Source organism: Mycobacterium sp. MS1601, from assembly GCF_001984215.1.
In the GTDB taxonomy this organism is placed as follows: Bacteria; Actinomycetota; Actinomycetes; order Mycobacteriales; family Mycobacteriaceae; genus Mycobacterium.
Genome location: NZ_CP019420.1, coordinates 4,324,885 through 4,344,943 on the forward strand (window position 1 = coordinate 4,324,885; position 20,059 = coordinate 4,344,943).

The window sequence follows — 20,059 nt, forward strand, 5'->3', positions numbered from 1 at the left end:
AGATCTCGCAACTAGCTTCACACCTCACAGGAAGGTCGCCCGATGGCACCCCGTTTCGTCGACCGCGTCGTCATCCACGCCCGCGCCGGAGCAGGTGGCCACGGTTGCGCTTCGGTGCACCGTGAGAAATTCAAGCCACTGGGTGGTCCCGACGGCGGCAACGGCGGACGTGGCGGCAGCATCGTCCTGGTCGTCGATCCTCAAGTCCACACTCTGCTGGACTTCCACTTCCATCCCCACGTCGACGCACCCTCCGGTAAGCAGGGCGCAGGCGGTAACCGCGATGGTGCCCAAGGCGCCGATCTCGAGGTGAAGGTGCCCGACGGCACCGTCGTGCTCGACGAGCAGGGTCGGCTGCTGGCCGATCTGACCGGTGCCGGTACCCGTTTCGAAGCTGCTGTCGGCGGTCGTGGCGGCCTTGGCAACGCCGCGCTGGCCTCGCGTGCCCGCAAGGCGCCCGGCTTCGCCCTGTTGGGTGAGAAGGGCGAGGAACGCCAGCTCATCCTGGAGCTGAAGACCGTCGCCGACGTTGGCCTGGTCGGTTTCCCGTCCGCTGGGAAATCCTCGCTGGTGTCCGCCATTTCGGCGGCCAAGCCGAAGATCGCGGACTACCCCTTCACCACATTGGCCCCCAATCTCGGGGTGGTCTCTGCCGGTGATCACACCTTCACCGTCGCTGACGTCCCCGGTCTGATCCCCGGAGCCTCCGAAGGTCGCGGTCTGGGCCTGGACTTCCTGCGCCACATCGAGCGCTGCGCAGTCCTTGTGCACGTGATCGACTGCGCCACAATGGAACCCGGCCGTGATCCGATCTCCGACATCGACGCGTTGGAAGCGGAGTTGGCGGCCTATCAGCCCACGCTGCAAGGTGATTCGACGCTGGGCGACTTGGCGGAGCGGCCCCGGGCGGTGGTGCTGAACAAGATCGACGTTCCCGACGCCAAAGAACTGGCCGACTTCGTGCGCGACGACATCGCTGCCCGCGGCTGGCCGGTGTTCGAGGTGTCGACCGTGGCCCGGACCGGGTTGCGGCAGTTGACGTTCGCTTTGTGGGATCTGGTGGCGGCCTACCGGGCCGCGCAGCCGGTGCTGGCTCCGCGCCGCCCGGTCATCCGACCCGTCCCTGTCGACGAGAAGTCCTTCTCGGTGCAGCCTGACGGCGACGGTGGCTTCGTGGTGCGCGGTGTGCGCCCCGAACGCTGGATCGCGCAGACCAACTTCGACAACGACGAAGCCGTCGGCTATCTCGGTGACCGGCTGGCCCGCCTCGGCGTCGAGGACGCGCTGTTCAAGGTCGGCGCCCGGCCGGGCTGCGCGGTGACGATCGGCGACATGACCTTCGACTGGGAACCGCAAACCCCGGCGGGCGTGGACGTGATGCCGACCGGCCGTGGCACCGACGTGCGACTGGAGCGCAGCGACCGCGTGGGTGCCGATGAACGCAAGGCGGCACGTCGCGCGCGGCGCGAACACGGTGAGCACGACGCCGGCGAGCAGACGTGAGCGTCCACCGCGACGCCATCCGTACCGCACGCAGCATCGTCGTCAAGATCGGCACCACTGCGCTCACCACGCCCACCGGCGTGTTTGATGCCGGCCGGTTGCAGTACCTGGTGGATGCCATCGAGCGGCGGATGAAGGCCGGCTCGGACGTCGTCATCGTGTCCTCCGGTGCTATTGCCGCGGGGATCGAGCCGCTCGGATTGCCCAGGCGACCGACGGATCTGGCGACCAAGCAGGCTGCGGCCAGTGTGGGTCAGGTGGCGTTGGTGAATTCGTGGAGCGCGGCGTTCGCCCGCTACCAGCGCACTGTCGGTCAGGTGCTGCTGACCGCGCATGACATCTCGATGCGAGTGCAGCACACCAATGCCCAGCGCACGCTGGACCGGTTGCGGGCGCTGCACGCCGTGGCGATCGTCAACGAGAACGACACGGTGGCCACCAATGAAATCCGGTTCGGCGACAATGACCGGCTCTCGGCGTTGGTGGCCCATCTGATCGGTGCGGATGCGCTGGTGCTGCTGTCGGATATCAACGGCCTCTACGATTCCGATCCCAGGAAGGCCGATGCCCGTTTTATCCCCGAGGTGTCGGGTCCCGATGATCTGGACGGTGTGATCGCCGGTCGCGGAAGTCATCTGGGCACCGGTGGGATGGCATCGAAGCTGTCGTCGGCGCTGTTGGCCGCCGACGCCGGGGTGCCCGTGCTGCTGGCCGCTGCCGCCGATGCCGCCGACGCGTTGTCGGAGGCTTCGGTGGGTACGGTGTTCGCGCCCAGGCCCGCCCGGATGTCGGCGCGCCGGTTCTGGGTGCGCTATGCGGCGGAGGCCGCCGGCAGTGTGACGTTGGACGACGGCGCCGTACGGGCTGTGATCGAACGTCGGCGGTCATTGCTCGTCGCTGGAATCACGGCTCTGGCAGGACGATTCGTCGGCGGCGACGTGATCGAGCTGAAGGGCCCCGACGGTGGCGTGGTGGCCCGAGGCGTGGTTGCCTACGACGCGGTGGAGTTGGCATCGATGATGGGTCGCTCCACTTCGGAGTTGCCCGCCGACATGCGCCGCCCTGCCGTGCACGCCGACGACCTGGTCGCCTGCTAGCGGCGTTGCCCGTCGGGCGCACTCCAGGGATCGCACAGATACAGCGAGGCCCAGACGATCTGTGTCAGCGCCTCGACCAACTCCGTGTCGTACTCGGCGGGCCGGTTCGGCAGGTTCTGCTGACACGACCGCTCCACCATCCAGGTCAGCGAGGTGGCCGTCGCCTCCGGTGGCAGTTCGGCGCGGATGGTGCCCGCGGCCTGTCCGTCCTCGATCACCCGGACCACCTGCCCGGCGATCTCGGTCAGAAGTTCGCGGTAGGTCGCCGACACCTGGGGGTCGTAGCCAGCCATCTCGCTGAGGGAGACCAGCAGCGGCTGGTGTCGCCGGTACTGGGCGACCACCGCCGTCATGGCTGCCCGGACGTCGGCGGGGTCACGGCGGGCGGCCACTGACCACCACTGCTTGGCGCCATCGGCGAGGTCACCGAACACGTGCCCGGCGAGCCGGCGCAGCAGGTGCCCCTTGTCCTCGAAGTAGATGTAGAAGCTGGCGCGCGAGATGCCCGCTTCGCCGGCCAGTCGGTCGACGCTCAGTTCGGTGAAGCTGGCGCCGTCGTTGACCAGGCGTTCGGTGGCGGCCAAGAGGTCGCGTTCGATCTGTTCGCGGCGCTCCTGCCGTTTGGCCTGCGGCTTCCGTGTTACCGACGGCATCACCGAAGAATAGCTCGGTCGCCGAGGCGGGTGAGGGGTGAGCTGAACTCGCCGCACCATATTGACTAGACAATGTGTCTAGACCTATCGTCGGCACATGACTGTGTCCTCGATCACATCAGAGCCCGTGCGTCCGTACGACCCGATCGATCTGTCCTCGCGGGCGTTCTGGTCCACCACTGCGGCCGACCGTGAACAATCCTTTGCGCAGCTGCGGTCTCAGCGCCCGGTCAGCTGGCACCCGCCGGTCGAAGATGCCCTCATGCATGATCCTGCCGACCGCGGCTACTGGGCCGTCACACGGCACGCCGACATCGTGGCCGTCAGCCGCAACAGCGAGGTGTTCCTGTCCGGCAAGGGCGTGCTGTTCGAGAACATCCCCGAGGAACTGCTGGAGGCCTCGCAGTCGTTTCTGGCCATGGATGCGCCGCGGCACACCATGATTCGCAAAGTGGTGCACGCTGCCTTCACGCCCCGGCAGGTCCGGCGCATCGAGGAATCCATCAAGGCCAACGCCGCCGATATCGTCGCCGAACTCGCGCAGGCCGGCAGTGGGGCCGACTTCGTGCAGCACTGCGCCAAGGAACTCCCGATCCGCACGCTGTCGGACATGGTGGGCATCCCGGCGTCCGAGCGCCACCAGGTGGCCCGTGCCGCCGATGCGCTGGTGTCCTGGGCCGACCCGGTGTATCTGGCCGGCCGCAACCCGCTGGAGGTATTGCTGGAGAACCAGATGTATCTGCATCAGGTGGCAGGCGCATTGGCCGCCCAGCGGCGGGCCGAGCCGGGTGACGACCTGATCAGCAGCCTGGTGAACGCCGAGGTGGACGGTGACCGGCTCAGCGACGCCGAGGTGTCGGCGTTCTTCGTGCTGCTGGCGGTGGCGGGCAACGACACCACCCGTCAGACCACCAGCCACGCGCTCAAGGCGTTGACCGAGCACGAGGATCAGCGGGCATGGCTGCTGGAGGATCTCGACGGTCGAATGGGGACCGCGGTCGAAGAGTTCATCCGTTGGGCCTCGCCGGTGATGACCTTCCGGCGCACGGCCGCAACCGATGTCGAGGTCGGCGGGCAGACGGTGCGGGCGGGGGAGAAGGTCGTGATGTTCTACTCGTCTGGCAACTGGGACACCGAGGTGTTCGACACTCCGGGCCGGCTGGACCTCGGTAGGCACCCCAACCCCCATCTCGGATTCGGAGGCGGCGGCAGGCACTTCTGCCTGGGTGCGCACGTGGCTCGGGCCCAGTTGCGGGCGTTGTTCACCGAACTACTGACCACCGTGCCCGGCATCAGCGCAGGCGAACCTGCTTACGTGCCGGGTAACTTCGTCCACGGCATCCGCTCACTTCCCTGCGACTTCTAAGGATGCGGGCGTGCGCAGTTCGTCGGTGAGCAGCGCCAGCATCTCCGAGCAACCGCTGTTGACGATCACGGTTGCCTGCTCGTCGCCGCGGGTGGGGCCGCGGTTGATGATCGCCACCGGTGTGCCGTTCGCGGCGGCGTGGCGGACGAACCGGTAACCGGAGAACACCGTCAGCGAGGAACCTGCCACCAGCAGGGCATCGGCTTGATCGACCATCGAATAAGCCTGCGCCACACGATCTTTGGGCACATTTTCGCCGAAGTAGACGATATCGGGTTTGAGCATGCCCGAACAACGCGGACAGTCCAGGTAACGGAAGCTGGACGTGTCGGTGACCGTCGCATCGGCGTCCGGAGCCACCGCGATGCCGCCGAGCGCCTCGGCGCGCTCGATGAAACCCGGATTCAGCGCCTCCAGCTCATCGGCCAGCTCCGCGCGCGTCATGGTGAACCCGCAGGCCAGACAGATCACCTGGGCGTAGGTCCCGTGCAGGTTGACGACGTTGCGGCTACCGGCCTTGGTGTGCAGCAGGTCGACGTTCTGCGTGATCAGTCCTGTCACCACGCCGGCATCCTCCAGTGCGGCCAGGGCGCGATGGCCGGCATTGGGTGAAGTGTGGGCCATGTGCCGCCAGCCCACGTGATTGCGTGCCCAGTACCGTTGCCGAAACTCCGGATCAGAGGTGAACTGTTTGATGGTCATCGGATTGCTGGGCGGGGAGTCGGGTCCGCGGTAGTCCGGAATCCCGGAATCTGTCGACATACCCGCGCCCGTCAGCACGGCCACCCGCCGGTCGGTCAGCAGGGCGACGAGTTCAGGTGCTTCCACTCCATCGAGAGTAGGCGCTCGGCCAGTCCGCTCCATCCAGGATCTCAGCCCGCATGTTGCGTTCCATCATCGTCAACGCCGCCCGGCCCAGTTCGTCGTCGATGGCGGCCACACAATCTCGGGCCACGACCACGTCGAAGTGGCGGACGTAGGCATCCAGTGCGCTGTAGAGGATGCACTGCTCGGTGACCTGACCGGTGAGGACGATTCGCCGGACACCGAGTTGGTTGAGCAGATAACCCAACGAGGTGGCGTAGAACGCACTGTGCCGCACTTTCACCAGGAAACGACAGCCGTCGTCGGGCACGATCGGTTTCACCAGGTCAGGACGATTGCCGTCGAGTGCCGCCGTGACGAGTCCGCGATGGTCGGCGGTGAAGTCGCCGTAGTTGTCGTTCACGTAGATCAGGTCCACGTCGTCGCGCCGGCGCGCAGCGGCGATCAATGCCGTCAACGGCTCCACGACCGGTTCGACGTTGGGAATCAGCTTGTCGGCGTCGGGATGTTCGTACGCGTTGAGCATGTCGATCACGAGGACGGCGGTATCACTCATGTGGGTCGCGTACCCGCTCAGACGTAGTCCACCCACCACTGGTGCACGGTCTCCAGATCGGTGCCCTGCGCGATGCCCAGCATCAGATCGGAGCTCTTGGTCCACACGACCTCAGGGTTGCCGTCGAAGTCGCCGCACGCCACCGACCCCTCGGTTTGGCCGGGCGTGGAGTCGTAGTCCCAGGTGCCGGGGGACTGCCTGCCGCCGGGACAGTCCACCACGGTGTCCTCGTCGATGGCCGCCCGGAATCCGGAATCGAGTGCCTCGACGGTGGGAAACAGCGAGTACCTGGCGGTCGCGGGGCCCCCGGGCATCGCATTCTGTCCGCAGTCGACGGTGGCCAACGCGTCGGCCACGGGCGGGCGGACCGGTTCACACGACTGATATCCGGACGGCACTGCCGCCAAGACGCGACGCTGCACCGGGGTCACCGCCTCGTGCGCGGGCAGGCTGACCGAGGACTTCGGGGTGGACGTGACTGTGCGGGTGATCGTCAGCGTCGAGGTCACCGCGGTTTCGGGCGAACGCAGCGTCCACGTTGCCGCCACCGCCGCTGCCAGCACCGCCACCGCGGCCAGTACGACAGCCACCGTGCGGCCGCGGTGCCTGACCGGCACGGGTGGTGGTGGCGGCGCTGCGAACGAGAGCGTGGACTCGGCGGCCCGCGCCATGTCACCGGCGGTGGCAAAGCGCTCGGCGGGATTCTTGGCCATGCCCTGGGCCACCACCGCGTCGAGTGTCTGCGGTAGTCCGGGCAGTACGAGGCTGGGTCGCGGCGCGGGTTCCATCAGATGCGCGGTGATCAGCACGCTCACACTGTCGCTGCGGAAAGGCTTTGTGCCGGTGAGGCATTCGTAGAGCACGCAGGCCAGCGAGTAGATGTCGGCGCGCTGGTCCACGTGGTCGTTGGTGAAGCGTTCCGGTGCCATGTAGGCGAAGGTGCCGATGGCGGTGCCCTGCTCGGTGAGAGTGTCGTCGGTGGCCGCATTGGCGATGCCGAAGTCCACCAGATACGCGAAATCCTCGGCGGTCACCAGGATGTTCTCCGGTTTGACGTCGCGGTGGGTGACTCCGGCGCCGTGGGCGGCGTCCAACGCCGAGGCGATCTGGCGCACGATCGACACTGCGCGCGCAGGTGGCATGGGCCCGCCGCGGTTGAGCACCGAGCGCAGATCCACGCCGTCGATCAACCGCATGTCGACGAACAGCTGCCCGTCGATCTCTCCGAAATCGTGGATCGGAACCACGTGCGGCTCTTGTAGTTTGCCCGCTGAGCGAGCTTCACGTTCCAGTCGCTTTCGGAACGTGGAGTTGTGCGACAACTCCGGCGGCAACAGCTTCAGTGCCACCGTGCGGTCTTTCGCGGTGTCGCGGGCCTCGTACACCTCGCCCATGCCGCCGCGGCCCAGCAACCGCGTCAACTCGTACGGGCCGATGCGCGAGCCCACCCGGTTGTTCACGATCCGTCGCCGATGTGAAAGGTGAACGTGTGGTCGCAGATTCGGATCACGTCACCGTCGTTCAGGCCGACGCTGCCGCGCACTCTGCTGTGCTGCACGTCGATTCCGTTCGCGGACCGCAGATCGCTGATCACGTAGCTGGTTCCGGTGTCGATCACCGCGGCATGGTGGCGACTGACGTTGGCGTCCGGCAACACGATGTCGTTGTCGTCGAGGCGGCCGATCCGCGTGGCCACCGCCAACAAGGCATACCGGCGCCCGGCTGGATCCTGTAGGTACGCGCCCGCTGCTGCCCCCGACAGCGCGGTGTGCGCGTCGAGTTGGGTGACGCTGCCGACGGCCGAGGTTCGGGCGCTCACCTGCGCGTCCAAGGGCTCCTGCCGCAGGATCTTCTGGTGCAGTGCGCGCAGGGATGGGCCGGGGTCGATGCCCAGTTCCTCGGCCAGTGTGTTCTTCAACCGGCTGTAGGCGTCCAGGGCGTCATGCTGGCGTTCGTCGAGGTAGTAGGCGGTGATGAGCTGTGCCCACAGGGGTTCACGGAAGGGGTTTTCCGCCGTCAGCGATTCCAGTGCGGTGATCACGTCTGCTGCCCGGCCGCAGGCGATCTCGGCCTCGGCGTGTGCGGTGACGGCCGACAGCCGGTCTTCGTTGAGTGCGGTGGCCAAACCGTCGACGAACTCGAAGCCGGCCAGATCCTCCAGGACCGGGCCACGCCATTCGGCCAGTGCCGCAGACAGGTGCCGTCCGGCCAGGGCGAACTCGCCGGCCGCGGCGGCGCGTACACCGGCGGCTTTCGCGGCGGCGAACCGGCCCAGGTCCAGGTCGGACTCCGGCACCGACAATCGGTAGCCCGGAGGCGCGCTAACCAGGGCGTCCTTGCCGGCGCCTGCGGTGGCCAGCAGCTTGCGCAGGTTGGAGACGTAGGAGTGCAGGCTGGCCCGCGCCCCGGTCGGCGGGTCATCGCCCCAGGCCGCGGTCAACAGTGACTCCACGGCCACCGGGCGGTTGCGGTTGATCAGCAGGACAGCCAGCACGGCTCGTTGTTTCGGGGTGCCCAGCGCGATCGGTGCGCCGTCGACGGTGACCTGCAGCGGCCCGAGCACGCCGAACTGCGCAACCTTCCCCGTCATCGTGTCTGTCCGTGTCCTTCGTCGTCGACTTGCCGCGGCGCACTTTGATTGTGCCGTGTGCGGGGTGACAGTGTGGGCACCGACAAGCGGTAATGATGCTCGAAACAGAGTGCGACGGGAAGAATGACACGGTGATGGACTTCTACTCCGCATACCACCACGGCTTCGTACGGGTGTCGGCCTGCACACTGCACACCACCCTCGCCGATCCCAGCGCCAATGCCGATGCTGTGCTGCAAGCGGCCGGCGAGTGTCACGACGACGGGGTGGGGCTGGCGGTGTTTCCCGAGCTCACGCTCTCGGGATACTCCATCGAGGACATCCTGTTGCAGGACACCCTGCTCGACGCGGTCGACGATGCATTGGGTGTGGTGATCACCGGTTCGGCGGATCTCCTGCCCGTTCTGGTGGTCGGCGCGCCGTTGCGCCACCGGCACCGGATCTACAACTGCGCGGTGGTGATCCACCGGGGTGCGGTGCTCGGGGTGGCGCCGAAGTCCTACCTACCCACCTACCGCGAGTTCTACGAGCGGCGCCAGACCGCCCCCGGTGACGACATCTCCGGGGAGATCACCATCGGCGGCGCGACGGTTCCCTTCGGCCCGGATCTGCTGTTCGACGCCACCGACGTCCCCGGTTTTGTGTTGCACGTCGAGGTGTGCGAGGACATGTGGGTGCCGGTGCCGCCCAGTGCGACGGCAGCGTTGGCGGGAGCCACCGTGTTGGCCAACCTCTCGGGCAGCCCCATCACGATCGGCCGGGCCGACGACCGCAAGCTGCTGGCTCGCTCGGCGTCCGCGCGCTGTCTGGCGGCGTATGTGTATGCCGCGGCAGGCGAGGGGGAGTCGACTACCGACCTGGCGTGGGACGGCCAGACGATGATCTACGAGAACGGGACACTGCTGGCCGAGTCGGAACGCTTCCCGAAAGGAGCGCAGCGCAGTGTCGCCGACGTCGACGTGGACCTGCTGGTGGCCGAGCGACTGCGGATGGGCACCTTCGACGACAACCGGCGCCACCATGCGGCGGCGGTGGACGGGTTCCGGCGCATCGGATTCACCCTGGATCCGCCCGCCGGCGACATCGGTCTCAAGCGCCAGCTCGAGCGGTTCCCGTTTGTGCCGTCCGATCCGGCCCGGCTGCAACAGGATTGTTACGAGGCCTACAACATCCAGGTGTCGGGGCTGGAGCAGCGGCTGCGTGCGCTCAACTACCCCAAGGTCGTGATCGGTGTCTCCGGCGGGCTCGACTCCACCCATGCGCTGATCGTGGCCGCCCGCGCCATGGACCGCGAAGGGCGACCGCGCAGCGACATCCTGGCGTTCACCATGCCGGGTTTCGCCACCGGCGACCACACCAAGGGCAATGCCATTGCACTGAGCAAGGCGCTCGGGGTGACGTTCGAGGAGATCGACATCCGCGACACCGCGACGTTGATGCTCACCGAGATGGGCCATCCGTTCGGGCGCGGCGAGAAGGTCTACGACGTGACCTTCGAGAACGTGCAGGCCGGTCTGCGCACCGACTACCTCTTCCGGATGGCCAATCAGCGTGGCGGCATCGTGCTGGGCACCGGCGATCTGTCCGAGCTGGCGCTGGGCTGGTCCACCTACGGTGTCGGTGACCAGATGTCGCATTACAACGTCAACGGCGGGGTGCCGAAGACGTTGATCCAGCATCTGATTCGCTGGGTGATCTCATCGGGTCAGTTCACCGACGACGTCGACGAAGTGTTGCGTTCGGTGCTCGACACCGAGATCAGCCCCGAGTTGGTGCCTGTCGAAGCAGGTGAGGTGATCCAGAGCAGCGAGAGCAAGGTCGGGCCGTACCCCTTGCAGGACTTCTCACTGTTCCAGGTGCTGCGCTTCGGTTTTCGGCCGTCCAAGGTGGCGTTCCTGGCCTGGCACGCCTGGCGCGACGCCGAAGCGGGTCACTGGCCGCTGGGTTACCCGCTGGACAAGCGGCCCTCCTACGACCTGGCTGAGATCCGCAAGTGGCTGCGGGTCTTCGTGCAGCGGTTCTACTCGTTCAGCCAGTTCAAACGCTCGGCGCTGCCGAACGGGCCGAAAGTCTCTGCCGGCGGTGCACTCTCGCCGCGCGGTGACTGGCGGGCGCCGTCGGACATGTCGGCGCGTATCTGGCTCGACGAGATCGAGCGCGAGGTGCCCACGGAGTAGCCGGGGCTGCGCACATCACGCACCGGTTAGGCTGTCGCCCATGAGTGAGCAGGTCCGTTTCCTATTGGACGAGTCGGAGCTGCCGACGCACTGGTACAACATCGTCGCGGATCTCCCCACCCCACCTCCACCGCCGCTGCACCCCGGGACACATGAACCGGTGGGCCCCGACGATCTCGCGGCACTGTTCCCGCCGGAGCTGATCGCGCAGGAGGTCAGCGCCGAGCGTTACATCGAGATCCCAGAGCCGGTGCGTCAGGTCTACCGCCAGTACCGCCCGTCACCCTTGGTGCGGGCACGTCGCTGGGAGCAGGCACTTGGTACCCAGGCCCGCATCTACTACAAGTACGAAGGCGTCTCACCGGCCGGCTCGCACAAGACCAATACCTCAGTGCCGCAGGTGTATTACAACAGCCTGCACGGCACCACCAGGCTCACCACCGAGACCGGCGCCGGTCAGTGGGGCACCGCGCTGGCTTATGCATGTGCGTTGTTCGGACTGGAGTGTGAGGTGTGGCAGGTCGGCGCGTCGTACGACGGCAAGCCGCAGCGCCGAACGCTGATCGAGGTGTTCGGCGGCACGGTGCACCGTTCGCCCAGCCGGCTCACCGAATTCGGGCGCTCCCTGGCGCAAGACCATCCAGGCTCGCTGGGCATCGCGATCTCCGAGGCCGTCGAGGTCGCCGCCCAGGACCCCGCCACCAAATACGCACTCGGCTCGGTGCTCAACCACGTGCTGCTGCATCAGACTGTCATCGGTGAGGAAGCCATCAAGCAGCTGGCGCTAGCCGGTGAGGATGGCGCTGACCTGGTGATCGGCTGTGCCGGTGGTGGTTCCAACCTGGCGGGGCTGACGTTTCCGTTCCTGCGGGAGAAGTTGGCGGGCACCCGGTCGCCGCGGCTGCTGGCCGTCGAGCCGACGTCGTGCCCGTCGCTGACCCGGGGTGAGTATCGGTACGACTTCGGCGATACCGGCGGCATGACCCCGCTGATGAAGATGTACACCCTCGGCCACGACTTCGTGCCCTCGCCCATCCACGCCGGCGGCCTGCGTTACCACGCCATGGCGCCGCTGGTGTCCCACGCGGTGGCCGAGGGGCTGCTGGAGGCCGTCGCGCTGCCGCAGAATGAATGCTTCGAGACGGCAATGCAATTCGCCCGCACCGAGGGTATTGTCCCGGCACCTGAGTCGGCGCACGCGCTGGCCCAGGCGCGTCGTGAAGCCGTCGCCGGTGGCGAGCAGGTGATCGTGGTGGGACTCTCAGGGCACGGGCTGCTGGAGCTGGGGGCCTACGACGCCTACCTGTCGGGCGGGCTCTCGGATGATCCACTGTCCGAGGGCGCCCTTTCGGCTGCGTTGGCGGGGGTCGTCACCGTCTGAGCGCACCGGTGATCGGCGGCGTTCAGTCGCGCGCCAGGGCATCCTCGATGGTCTCGTCGTACGGGGCGCAATCCCCGGCGCCCGGCACCAGCGTTGCCAGCGCACCGGCCGCGCACGCCCGCCGCAGCGCGTGGTGGCGGTCGGCACTCCAGCCGGCTGCCAGCACCCCGGCGAACACGTCACCGGCACCGGTGGTGTCCAGTGCTTCGACTGCGGGAGCGGGCACCTCGAATTCCTGGTCGTCACCGGTGTACGTCGCACCCCGCGCGCCGCGGGTGATCACCATGTGTGCAACGGGCCAATGCCAGTGCTGCACTTCGGATTCGTTCACGATCACCACATCGGTGAGGGCTGCCAGCTCGGCGAGCAGCTGAGCGTCCCCGCCGGCCGGGGACGCGTTGACCATCACCGTGGCACCCGACGCCCTGGCCTGGCGGGCAGCCACCAGTGCTGTGCTCAGCGGGATCTCGAGTTGCAGCAGCAGCAGGTCGCAGTCGGCGACGATGTCGCGCAGCGGTTGCGAATCCAGCGTCAGGTGTCCGTTGGCGCCCGGTGCGACGACGATCATGTTCTCGCCGTGGGAGTCGACGACGATGGCTGCGGTGCCACTGGGGCCGGGCAGGGTGATCAAGCCGTCAAGTCCGATGCCGTTGTCGGCCAGGTGCTCTCGAAGATGAGCGCCGTTGGCGTCCTGGCCGACAGCGGCGATGATCTGCACCTGGGCACCGGCCCTGGCCGCGGCGATGGCCTGGTTGCCGCCCTTGCCGCCGGGTACCGACCGCACCGACGAGCCCAGCACCGTCTCGCCGGGCTTGGGAAGGGTGCCCACGTCGAACACCACGTCCATGTTGACGCTGCCGACCACGGCGATCGAGTGTTTCACGAGCGCTTGGCGTCGCGCTTGGCTTCGCGTTCGGCGTAGGCCGCCGCGCGGTCGGCGCGCAGCTGCCTGATCCGCTTCTTGTCAGCCTTGCTGCCGTAACGCAACAGGAACTCCTCCTGCTCGCGCTGGTCCTTGCTGATCACCCCGACCCGCTTGCCGGTACCGCTCGAGCCCATGACTTCCTCCCTCGTGAACCACAGAATAGCTGGTCAGGACCAGCTCATACCGTCACCGAGAATCCCGTGGGTAGGCCGGCTCGGCCGGTCAGCGCCCGCAGCACCACCTCTGCGTGACCCGTCGCGACGGCGATGCCTGTGCTCAACGAGGTCGCGAGGAGCAACGCGTCGTCGGGTGGGGAGAAGGGCAGACCGGTGGCGTCGGCGATGTCGAACCCGTGCACCGTCAGCTCGAACACTCGCGTCGGGAGGTAGCCGGACAGCCGCATCCCGGCGCCACCGAGGACGGAGATCAGGTCGTCGCCCCGGCCGGCCAGCTTGGCCAGTGCCTCGGCCGCCAGCGCGTCCACCGCAGTTCCCGGGTCGGCGCCCAATTCGACACCGGCACGTCGGCCCCGCTCGAGTACGCCCGCCGCCCCTTCGTCCGCCGCGAACTCCGCAGCCATCTGGTAGTACGCCACCGGCCCGTCGATGTCGACCCGCTCAGCGGGGGCATCCAGGTAGGTGATCACGGTGGTCAGCGACCTCGAGGTATGCCCGACCAGCGCCCGCAGATCCCAGTCACCCAGGCCGGGACCGGCGAACGCCTCGGCCGGAATGCGTCGTACCAGGTCGGTGAATCCCCGGGCCGCTGACGCGTAGACGGCAACCACATCCATGCCGCGAATTTACCGTCGCTCCTGCTGTGGACGGGGTGCGGTCGGCTCAATCCTGGTATGCCCGATAAGCTGGGCTAATGAGTCTGGAAGCGCCGACGCTCACAGGACTGCGGGAGACCGTGCACGACGCCGCCAAGCGGGCCCGGGTGGCCGGCCGCCTGCTGGCCACACTGTCGACCGTCGTGAAGGACCGTGCTCTGCACGCCGCGGCCGACGCCGTGCTCGCCCACCGCGACGAGATCATCGCCGCCAACGTCAAGGACCTCGAGTCCGCCCGCGCGGCGGGCACGTCGGAGGCCATGCTGGACCGCCTGGCGCTCAACCCACAACGTGTCGACGGCATCGCCGCGGGCCTGCGTCAGGTGGCCGGACTGCCCGACCCGGTAGGTGAGGTGCTGCGCGGACGCACGCTGCCCAACGGGCTGCGGTTGCGCCAGCAGCGGGTTCCGCTCGGCGTGGTCGGCATCGTCTACGAAGGCCGGCCGAACGTCACCGTCGACGCCTTCGGTCTGACCCTCAAGAGCGGCAATGCCGCACTGCTGCGCGGTAGTTCGTCAGCGGCCAACTCGAACGCCGCTTTGGTGTCGGTGTTGCGCGATGCTCTGGTCGCCGAAGGGCTGCCCGCCGATGCGGTGCAGCTGCTGCCCAGCGAGGACCGCGCTTCGGTCACCCATCTGATCCAGGCCAGGGGACTGGTGGACGTGGTGATTCCACGGGGCGGCGCCGGCCTGATCAACGCGGTGATCCGCGACGCGCTGGTGCCCACCATCGAGACCGGGGTGGGCAACTGCCACGTGTTCATCCACGCGGATGCGGATCTGGATATGGCAGAACGCATCCTGCTCAATGCCAAGACTCGGCGCCCCAGCGTGTGCAACGCTGCCGAGACGCTGCTGATGGACTCCGCCATCGCCGAAACAGCGCTGCCGCGAATGGTGGAGGCACTGCAGAAGGCGGGTGTCACCACCCATCTGGACCCCTCGGAGGAAGACCTGCGCGCGGAATTCCTGTCGATGGACATCGCCGTCGCGGTGGTCGACGGCGTCGACGGTGCCATCGCCCACATCAACGAGTACGGCACCGGGCACACCGAAGCCATCGTCACCGCGGATCTGGCTGCGGCGCAACGTTTCACCGACCAGGTTGATGCCGCCGCAGTGATGGTGAACGCGTCGACCTCCTTCACCGACGGTGAGCAGTTCGGCTTCGGCGCCGAGATCGGGATCTCCACCCAGAAATTGCATGCCCGTGGACCCATGGGCCTGCCCGAACTGACCTCGACCAAGTGGATCGTCTGGGGAGACGGCCAGACCCGACCTACCTGACAGCACAGGAGCTTTGAGTTGACCACTGCGACACCTCTGTTCGCCGATATCGACGATGTGGCCCGGCGGCTGGCCGAAACCGGCTACCTGCCCGACACGGCCACCGCCACCGCGGTGTTCCTGGCCGACAGGCTGGGCAAACCGCTGCTGGTCGAGGGGCCCGCGGGGGTCGGCAAGACCGAATTGGCCAGGGCGGTGGCACAATCGACGGGCTCAGAGCTGGTACGCCTGCAGTGCTACGAAGGGGTCGACGAGGCTCGGGCGCTCTACGAGTGGAACCACGCCAAGCAGATCCTGCGCATCCAGACGGGCAACCTGGCGGCCCAGGGTGACTGGGATCAGACTCGCGATGACGTGTTCAGCGAGGAGTTCCTGCTGTCACGGCCGCTGCTGACCGCGATCCGGCGTACCGACCCGACGGTGCTGCTGATCGACGAGACCGACAAGGCCGACATCGAGATCGAGGGCCTGCTGCTGGAGGTGCTCTCGGACTTCGCCGTCACGGTCCCCGAGCTGGGTACCATCCGCGCCGAGCGCAAGCCGTTCGTCGTGCTGACCTCCAATGCCACCCGCGAACTGTCGGAGGCGCTCAAGCGGCGCTGCCTGTTCTTGCACATCGATTTCCCCGACGCCGACCTGGAGCGCCGGATCCTGCTGTCGCGGGTGCCCGAGTTGCCGGATCGGATGGCCGAGGAGCTGGTGCGCATCATCGGTGTGCTGCGCGGGATGCAGCTCAAGAAGTTGCCGTCGGTGGCCGAGACCATCGACTGGGGCCGCACCGTTCTGGCGCTCGGCATGGACACCATCGACGACGCCACCATCGCGGCCACTCTCGGCGTGGTGCTCAAGCACCAGTCCGATCAGCAGAAGGCCGCCGGGGAACTGCGGCTCAACTGATGGCCGTCCGCCGAACCCACCCCGCACAACCCCTGGCTCCCCACGGGTTGCCGGGCCATCTCGTCGGGTTCGTCGAGGCGCTGCGTCGCTCCGGGATCGCCGTCGGACCGTCGGAAACCGTCGACGCCGGCCAGGTGCTGTCCACTCTCGGACTCGGCGACCGAGAGGTGCTGCGGGAGGGCTTGGCGTGCGCACTGCTGCGACGCTCCGATCATCGCGACACCTACGACGCGATGTTCGATCTCTGGTGGCCGGCCGCGCTCGGCGACCGGACGGTTCTGGAGCCACCGCAGGACGGTCGGGACGCCGCGCCGCAGCTGCCGCCGGAGGACGTCGAGGCCATGCGGGGCATGCTGGCCGACCTGTTGTCCGACAACAAGGATCCGGCCGAGCTGGACCAGCGGCTGGCTGCGATGATCGCCCAAATCGTGGAGGCCTACGGCCGGTACAACTCCAGTCGTGGCCCGTCGTATTCGTCGTATCAGACTCTGCGGGCTATCGGGCTCGACGAACTCGAGGGCAAGCTGTTGGCCGGGTTATTGGCCGGCTACGGCGAGCAACCCACCCCGTCGCAGGAGGAGATTGCCAAATCTCTTGCTGCCCAACGTGTCAGTCAGATCCGTCAGTTGGTGGAGTCGGAGACGAAGCGGCGCACCGCCGAACAACTCGGCCGTGACCATGTCCAGATGTACGGCATCCCGCAGCTCAGTGAGAACGTCGAGTTCCTGCGTGCCTCCGGTGACCAGCTGCGTCAGATGCGCAAGACCGTCCAGCCGCTGGCTCGCACCCTTGCCACCCGGCTGGCCGCCAAACGTCGTCGCCACCGGTCCGGGCAGATCGACCTGCGCAAGACGTTGCGCAAATCCATGTCCACCGGCGGCGTGCCGATCGACGTGGTGCTGCGCAAACCCCGGCCCGCCCGCCCGGAGCTGGTGGTGCTGTGCGACGTGTCCGGTTCGGTGGCCGGGTTCAGCCACTTCACCTTGCTGTTGGTCAGCGCGCTGCGTCAGCAGTTCTCCCGGGTGCGGGTGTTCGCCTTCATCGACACCACCGACGAGGTCACCCACATGTTCGGCCCGGAAGCCGACCTGGCGATCGCCGTGCAGCGCGTCACCCGCGAAGCGGGCGTGTACACCCGCGACGGGCACAGCGACTACGGGCACGCGTTCAGCTCGTTCACCACGGGTTTTCCGAATGTGCTTTCACCGCGCAGCTCCCTGCTGATCCTCGGCGACGGCCGCACCAATTACCGCAACCCGCAGACCGAACTGCTGACCCAGATGGTGTCCTCCAGCAGGCATGCGCACTGGCTCAATCCCGAGCCCAAGCACCTGTGGGGCAGCGGCGACTCTGCCGTGCCGCGCTACCAGGAGGTCATCACCATGCACGAGTGCCGCTCGGCCAAGCAGTTGGCGTCGGTGATCGACCAGCTCCTTCCGGTCTGAGCGCCGAAACCGGCGGATGGGCCCGTTTGTGCGAGTGCGCGGTGGCAAAACGTCGATCTCGACGCTTCGGCGGCTGCCGTAAGCTGCCTATTCGTGACTCGACGCAGGCTGGGTGTGATGGGCGGGACGTTCGATCCCATCCACAACGGGCACCTGGTGGCCGCCAGTGAGGTGGCCGATCTCTTCGACCTCGACGAGGTGGTGTTCGTGCCCACCGGCCAGCCCTGGCAGAAGGCCGGCCGCCGCGTCACCGCGGCCGAGGACCGGTATCTGATGACGGTCATCGCCACCGCCTCCAATCCGCGGTTCTCGGTCAGCCGCGTCGACATCGAGCGGGGCGGCAAGACCTACACCAAGGACACCCTGCGCGATCTGCAGGCGTCGAACCCCGACTCCGACCTGTTCTTCATCACCGGCGCCGATGCCCTGGCCTCGATCCTGTCCTGGCAGAACTGGGAGGACCTGTTCTCGATGGCCCGCTTTGTCGGCGTCAGCAGGCCCGGGTTCGAGCTCAACGGCAAGCACATCGAAGCCGCCCAGGCCGAGCTGCCCTCGGATGCGTTGTCGCTCGTCGAGATCCCGGCCTTGGCCATCTCGTCGACGGACTGCCGTCGTCGCGCCGAGGCCTCACGCCCGATCTGGTACCTGGTGCCCGACGGTGTGGTCCAGTACGTGTCCAAACGCGGGCTCTATCAGCCGGACCCCGCCACCCCACTCGGCCGCAGACTGGCCAAGACGAATCAGGAGATCGTGTGACAGCCACCGACGAAGCCATTTCGATGGCAGAAGTCGCCGCCCGGGCCGCCGCGGCCAAGATCGCCGAGGATGTGGTGGTCATCGACGTGTCCGGACAGCTGGTCATCACCGACTGCTTCGTGCTGGCCTCGGGTGCCAACGACCGGCAGGTCAATGCCATCGTCGATGAAGTGGAAGAGAAGATGCGGCTGGCCGGGCACAAGCCGGCCCGCCGCGAGGGCACACGGGAGGGCCGCTGGGTTCTGCTCGATTACGTCGACATCGTGGTGCATGTCCAGCACCGCGACGAACGCGACTTCTACGCGCTGGACCGGTTGTGGAAGGACTGTCCCGTGATCGAGGTGGACCTCGGCGACGTCGACGGGGAGGCCGACAAGTGAGCTCCCGCCGGATCCGTCGACTCGTGATGCTGCGGCACGGCCAGACCGAATGGAATGCGGGCAGCCGCATGCAGGGCCAGATCGACACCGACCTGACCGAGCTGGGCCGCAGCCAGGCGGTGGCCGCCGCCGAGGTGTTGGCCAAGCGGCAGCCGCTGCTCATCGTGTCCTCGGACCTGCGCCGCGCCTACGACACCGCGGTGGCGCTGGGGGAGCGCACCGGGCTGACCGTCGGTGTGGACACCCGCCTGCGGGAGACCCACCTGGGCGACTGGCAGGGCCTCAATCACCTCGAGGTCGACGAGATCGCCCCGGGTGCCCGGCTGGCCTGGCGCGACGACGCCCGCTGGGCGCCCCACGGTGGTGAGAGCCGCGTCGACGTCGCCGCACGCAGTCTGCCACTGGTCGCCGAACTGGTTGCCGGACAACCCGAATGGGGATCAGACAGCGACGGTGACGCTGATCGGCCGGTGGTGCTGGTGGCTCACGGTGGCCTGATCGCGGCGCTGACAGCGGCAGTGCTCGACATCCCGGTGGACAATTGGCCGATCCTGGGTGGGATGGGTAACGCCAGCTGGGTGCAGCTGTCCGGGCATTCGGCGGCCGACGCGGACGATGTCAAGTGGCGACTCGACGTCTGGAATGCTTCGGCGCAGGTCGCCAACGATGTCCTCTGAGCGGACGCTTCTGGTTTTCGCCGACTCGCTGGCCTACTACGGGCCCGCGGGCGGTTTGCCTGCCGACGATCCGAGGATTTGGCCGAATCTTGTTGCCGACCGACTGGGTTGGCAGTTGGAACTGATCGGACGCATCGGGTGGACCTGCCGTGACGTCTGGTGGGCCGCCACCCAGGACCCGCGATCGTGGGCCGCGTTACCGCGCGCGGGGGCGGTGATCTTCGCGACCGGTGGTATGGACTCACTGCCGTCGCCGCTACCCACGGCCCTGCGTGAACTGATCCGGTACGTCCGGCCCCCGCGGTTGCGCCGGTGGGTGCGTGAGGGTTACGGCTGGCTGCAGCCGCGGCTGTCGCCGTATGCACCCGCGGCGTTGCCGCCGGCCCTGTCGGTCGAGTACCTCGAGATGACGCGCGGTGCCATCGATTTCAACCGTCCTGGCATTCCGATGGTGGCCTCGCTGCCGAGCGTGCACATCGCCGAGACGTACGGCAGGGCCCACCATGGCCGTCCGGGCACCGTCGCGGCGTTGACCACATGGGCCGGTGAGCACGACATCCCGTTGGTGGACCTCAAAGAGGCTGTGGCCGAACATATCTACGCCGGCCGCGGCAACCCTGACGGTATCCACTGGAACTTCGAGGGACACCGAGCCGTCGCTGATCTGATGCTCGAAGCGCTGGCCACCGCCGGCGTGCACGCTGGTGGCTGAC

Annotated in this window: 20 protein-coding genes; 12 read left to right on the plus strand and 8 right to left on the minus strand. The window is 67.5% G+C overall.

What is annotated here, in order from left to right:
• The first annotated feature begins 42 nt into the window (after positions 1–42).
• Together obgE and proB are read left to right on the plus strand one after the other, a co-directional pair.
• Positions 43–1,503, plus strand: coding sequence for a GTPase ObgE (obgE, locus tag BVC93_RS20975; protein ID WP_083739156.1), 1,461 nt, complete (start codon positions 43–45; stop codon positions 1,501–1,503).
• Positions 1,500–2,600, plus strand: coding sequence for a glutamate 5-kinase (gene proB, locus BVC93_RS20980; RefSeq protein WP_083739157.1), 1,101 nt, complete (start codon positions 1,500–1,502; stop codon positions 2,598–2,600). Before obgE ends, proB begins: the two co-directional genes overlap by 4 nt.
• Here proB and BVC93_RS20985 read toward each other — a convergent pair.
• Entirely contained in the window at positions 2,597–3,253 is a 657-nt protein-coding gene (locus tag BVC93_RS20985; RefSeq protein ID WP_083739158.1) for a TetR/AcrR family transcriptional regulator, read from the minus strand. The genes proB and BVC93_RS20985 overlap by 4 nt on opposite strands.
• Before the next feature lie 97 nt (positions 3,254–3,350).
• Between BVC93_RS20985 and BVC93_RS20990 the strand changes: the two genes are divergently transcribed.
• Entirely contained in the window at positions 3,351–4,619 is a 1,269-nt protein-coding gene (locus BVC93_RS20990) for a cytochrome P450 (protein WP_083739159.1), read from the plus strand.
• On the opposite strand, the gene BVC93_RS20995 is transcribed toward BVC93_RS20990, so the two are convergent.
• The 4 genes from BVC93_RS20995 to BVC93_RS21010 are packed head-to-tail and all read right to left on the minus strand — an operon-like array spanning position 4,599 to position 8,590.
• On the minus strand, positions 4,599–5,483 hold the full coding sequence (locus tag BVC93_RS20995; protein ID WP_083739160.1) for an NAD-dependent protein deacetylase: 885 nt from the start codon (positions 5,481–5,483) through the stop codon (positions 4,599–4,601). The two genes, BVC93_RS20990 and BVC93_RS20995, sit on opposite strands and share 21 nt — an antisense overlap.
• On the minus strand, positions 5,434–6,000 hold the full coding sequence (locus BVC93_RS21000; RefSeq protein WP_083739161.1) for a cysteine hydrolase family protein: 567 nt from the start codon (positions 5,998–6,000) through the stop codon (positions 5,434–5,436). The genes BVC93_RS20995 and BVC93_RS21000 overlap by 50 nt, the downstream gene beginning before the upstream one ends.
• Positions 6,001–6,017: 17 nt before the next feature.
• A complete protein-coding gene (locus tag BVC93_RS21005) occupies positions 6,018–7,463 on the minus strand; it encodes a serine/threonine-protein kinase (protein WP_236950470.1) in 1,446 nt (481 codons plus the stop codon).
• Entirely contained in the window at positions 7,457–8,590 is a 1,134-nt protein-coding gene (locus BVC93_RS21010) for a BTAD domain-containing putative transcriptional regulator (RefSeq protein ID WP_083739162.1), read from the minus strand. The genes BVC93_RS21005 and BVC93_RS21010 overlap by 7 nt, the downstream gene beginning before the upstream one ends.
• A gap of 134 nt (positions 8,591–8,724) precedes the next feature.
• Here BVC93_RS21010 and BVC93_RS21015 point away from each other — a divergent pair, with 134 nt between their 5' ends.
• Together BVC93_RS21015 and BVC93_RS21020 are read left to right on the plus strand one after the other, a co-directional pair.
• Positions 8,725–10,767: an NAD(+) synthase gene (locus BVC93_RS21015; RefSeq protein ID WP_083741202.1), complete on the plus strand. Its 2,043-nt coding sequence runs from the start codon at positions 8,725–8,727 to the stop codon at positions 10,765–10,767.
• A 40-nt stretch (positions 10,768–10,807) separates the two neighbouring features.
• Positions 10,808–12,148, plus strand: a complete 1,341-nt coding sequence (locus tag BVC93_RS21020; protein ID WP_083739163.1) for a TrpB-like pyridoxal phosphate-dependent enzyme — start codon at positions 10,808–10,810, stop codon at positions 12,146–12,148.
• A 22-nt stretch (positions 12,149–12,170) separates the two neighbouring features.
• On the opposite strand, the gene BVC93_RS21025 is transcribed toward BVC93_RS21020, so the two are convergent.
• Genes BVC93_RS21025 through BVC93_RS21035 form a run of 3 tightly spaced genes read right to left on the minus strand, consistent with a single transcriptional unit; the run spans position 12,171 to position 13,866 of the window.
• Positions 12,171–12,995, minus strand: coding sequence for a ribokinase (locus BVC93_RS21025; protein WP_083741203.1), 825 nt, complete (start codon positions 12,993–12,995; stop codon positions 12,171–12,173).
• A 32-nt stretch (positions 12,996–13,027) separates the two neighbouring features.
• Positions 13,028–13,207, minus strand: coding sequence for a hypothetical protein (locus BVC93_RS21030; protein WP_083739164.1), 180 nt, complete (start codon positions 13,205–13,207; stop codon positions 13,028–13,030).
• 44 nt (positions 13,208–13,251) lie between these two features.
• On the minus strand, positions 13,252–13,866 hold the full coding sequence (locus tag BVC93_RS21035; protein ID WP_083739165.1) for a maleylpyruvate isomerase N-terminal domain-containing protein: 615 nt from the start codon (positions 13,864–13,866) through the stop codon (positions 13,252–13,254).
• 77 nt (positions 13,867–13,943) lie between these two features.
• Here BVC93_RS21035 and BVC93_RS21040 point away from each other — a divergent pair, with 77 nt between their 5' ends.
• The 7 genes from BVC93_RS21040 to octT all read left to right on the plus strand — a co-directional run bounded on the left by BVC93_RS21040 (position 13,944) and on the right by octT (position 20,058).
• Positions 13,944–15,191, plus strand: a complete 1,248-nt coding sequence (locus tag BVC93_RS21040; protein WP_083739166.1) for a glutamate-5-semialdehyde dehydrogenase — start codon at positions 13,944–13,946, stop codon at positions 15,189–15,191.
• 18 nt (positions 15,192–15,209) lie between these two features.
• The gene (locus BVC93_RS21045) at positions 15,210–16,088 is read left to right on the plus strand and encodes an AAA family ATPase (protein ID WP_083739167.1); all 879 of its coding nucleotides are present in this window, start codon (positions 15,210–15,212) and stop codon (positions 16,086–16,088) included.
• Positions 16,088–17,533: a vWA domain-containing protein gene (locus tag BVC93_RS21050; RefSeq protein WP_083739168.1), complete on the plus strand. Its 1,446-nt coding sequence runs from the start codon at positions 16,088–16,090 to the stop codon at positions 17,531–17,533. The genes BVC93_RS21045 and BVC93_RS21050 overlap by 1 nt, the downstream gene beginning before the upstream one ends.
• 117 nt (positions 17,534–17,650) lie before the next feature.
• Positions 17,651–18,289, plus strand: a complete 639-nt coding sequence (gene nadD, locus BVC93_RS21055; protein WP_083739169.1) for a nicotinate-nucleotide adenylyltransferase — start codon at positions 17,651–17,653, stop codon at positions 18,287–18,289.
• The gene (gene rsfS, locus BVC93_RS21060) at positions 18,286–18,669 is read left to right on the plus strand and encodes a ribosome silencing factor (protein ID WP_083739170.1); all 384 of its coding nucleotides are present in this window, start codon (positions 18,286–18,288) and stop codon (positions 18,667–18,669) included. The genes nadD and rsfS overlap by 4 nt, the downstream gene beginning before the upstream one ends.
• 26 nt (positions 18,670–18,695) lie before the next feature.
• Positions 18,696–19,346 (plus strand): glucosyl-3-phosphoglycerate phosphatase, encoded by a 651-nt coding sequence (gene gpgP, locus BVC93_RS21065; protein WP_083739171.1) that lies wholly within the window; start codon positions 18,696–18,698, stop codon positions 19,344–19,346.
• Positions 19,336–20,058, plus strand: coding sequence for a diglucosylglycerate octanoyltransferase (octT, locus tag BVC93_RS21070; protein WP_083739172.1), 723 nt, complete (start codon positions 19,336–19,338; stop codon positions 20,056–20,058). Before gpgP ends, octT begins: the two co-directional genes overlap by 11 nt.
• The last annotated feature ends 1 nt before the right edge of the window (position 20,059 follow it).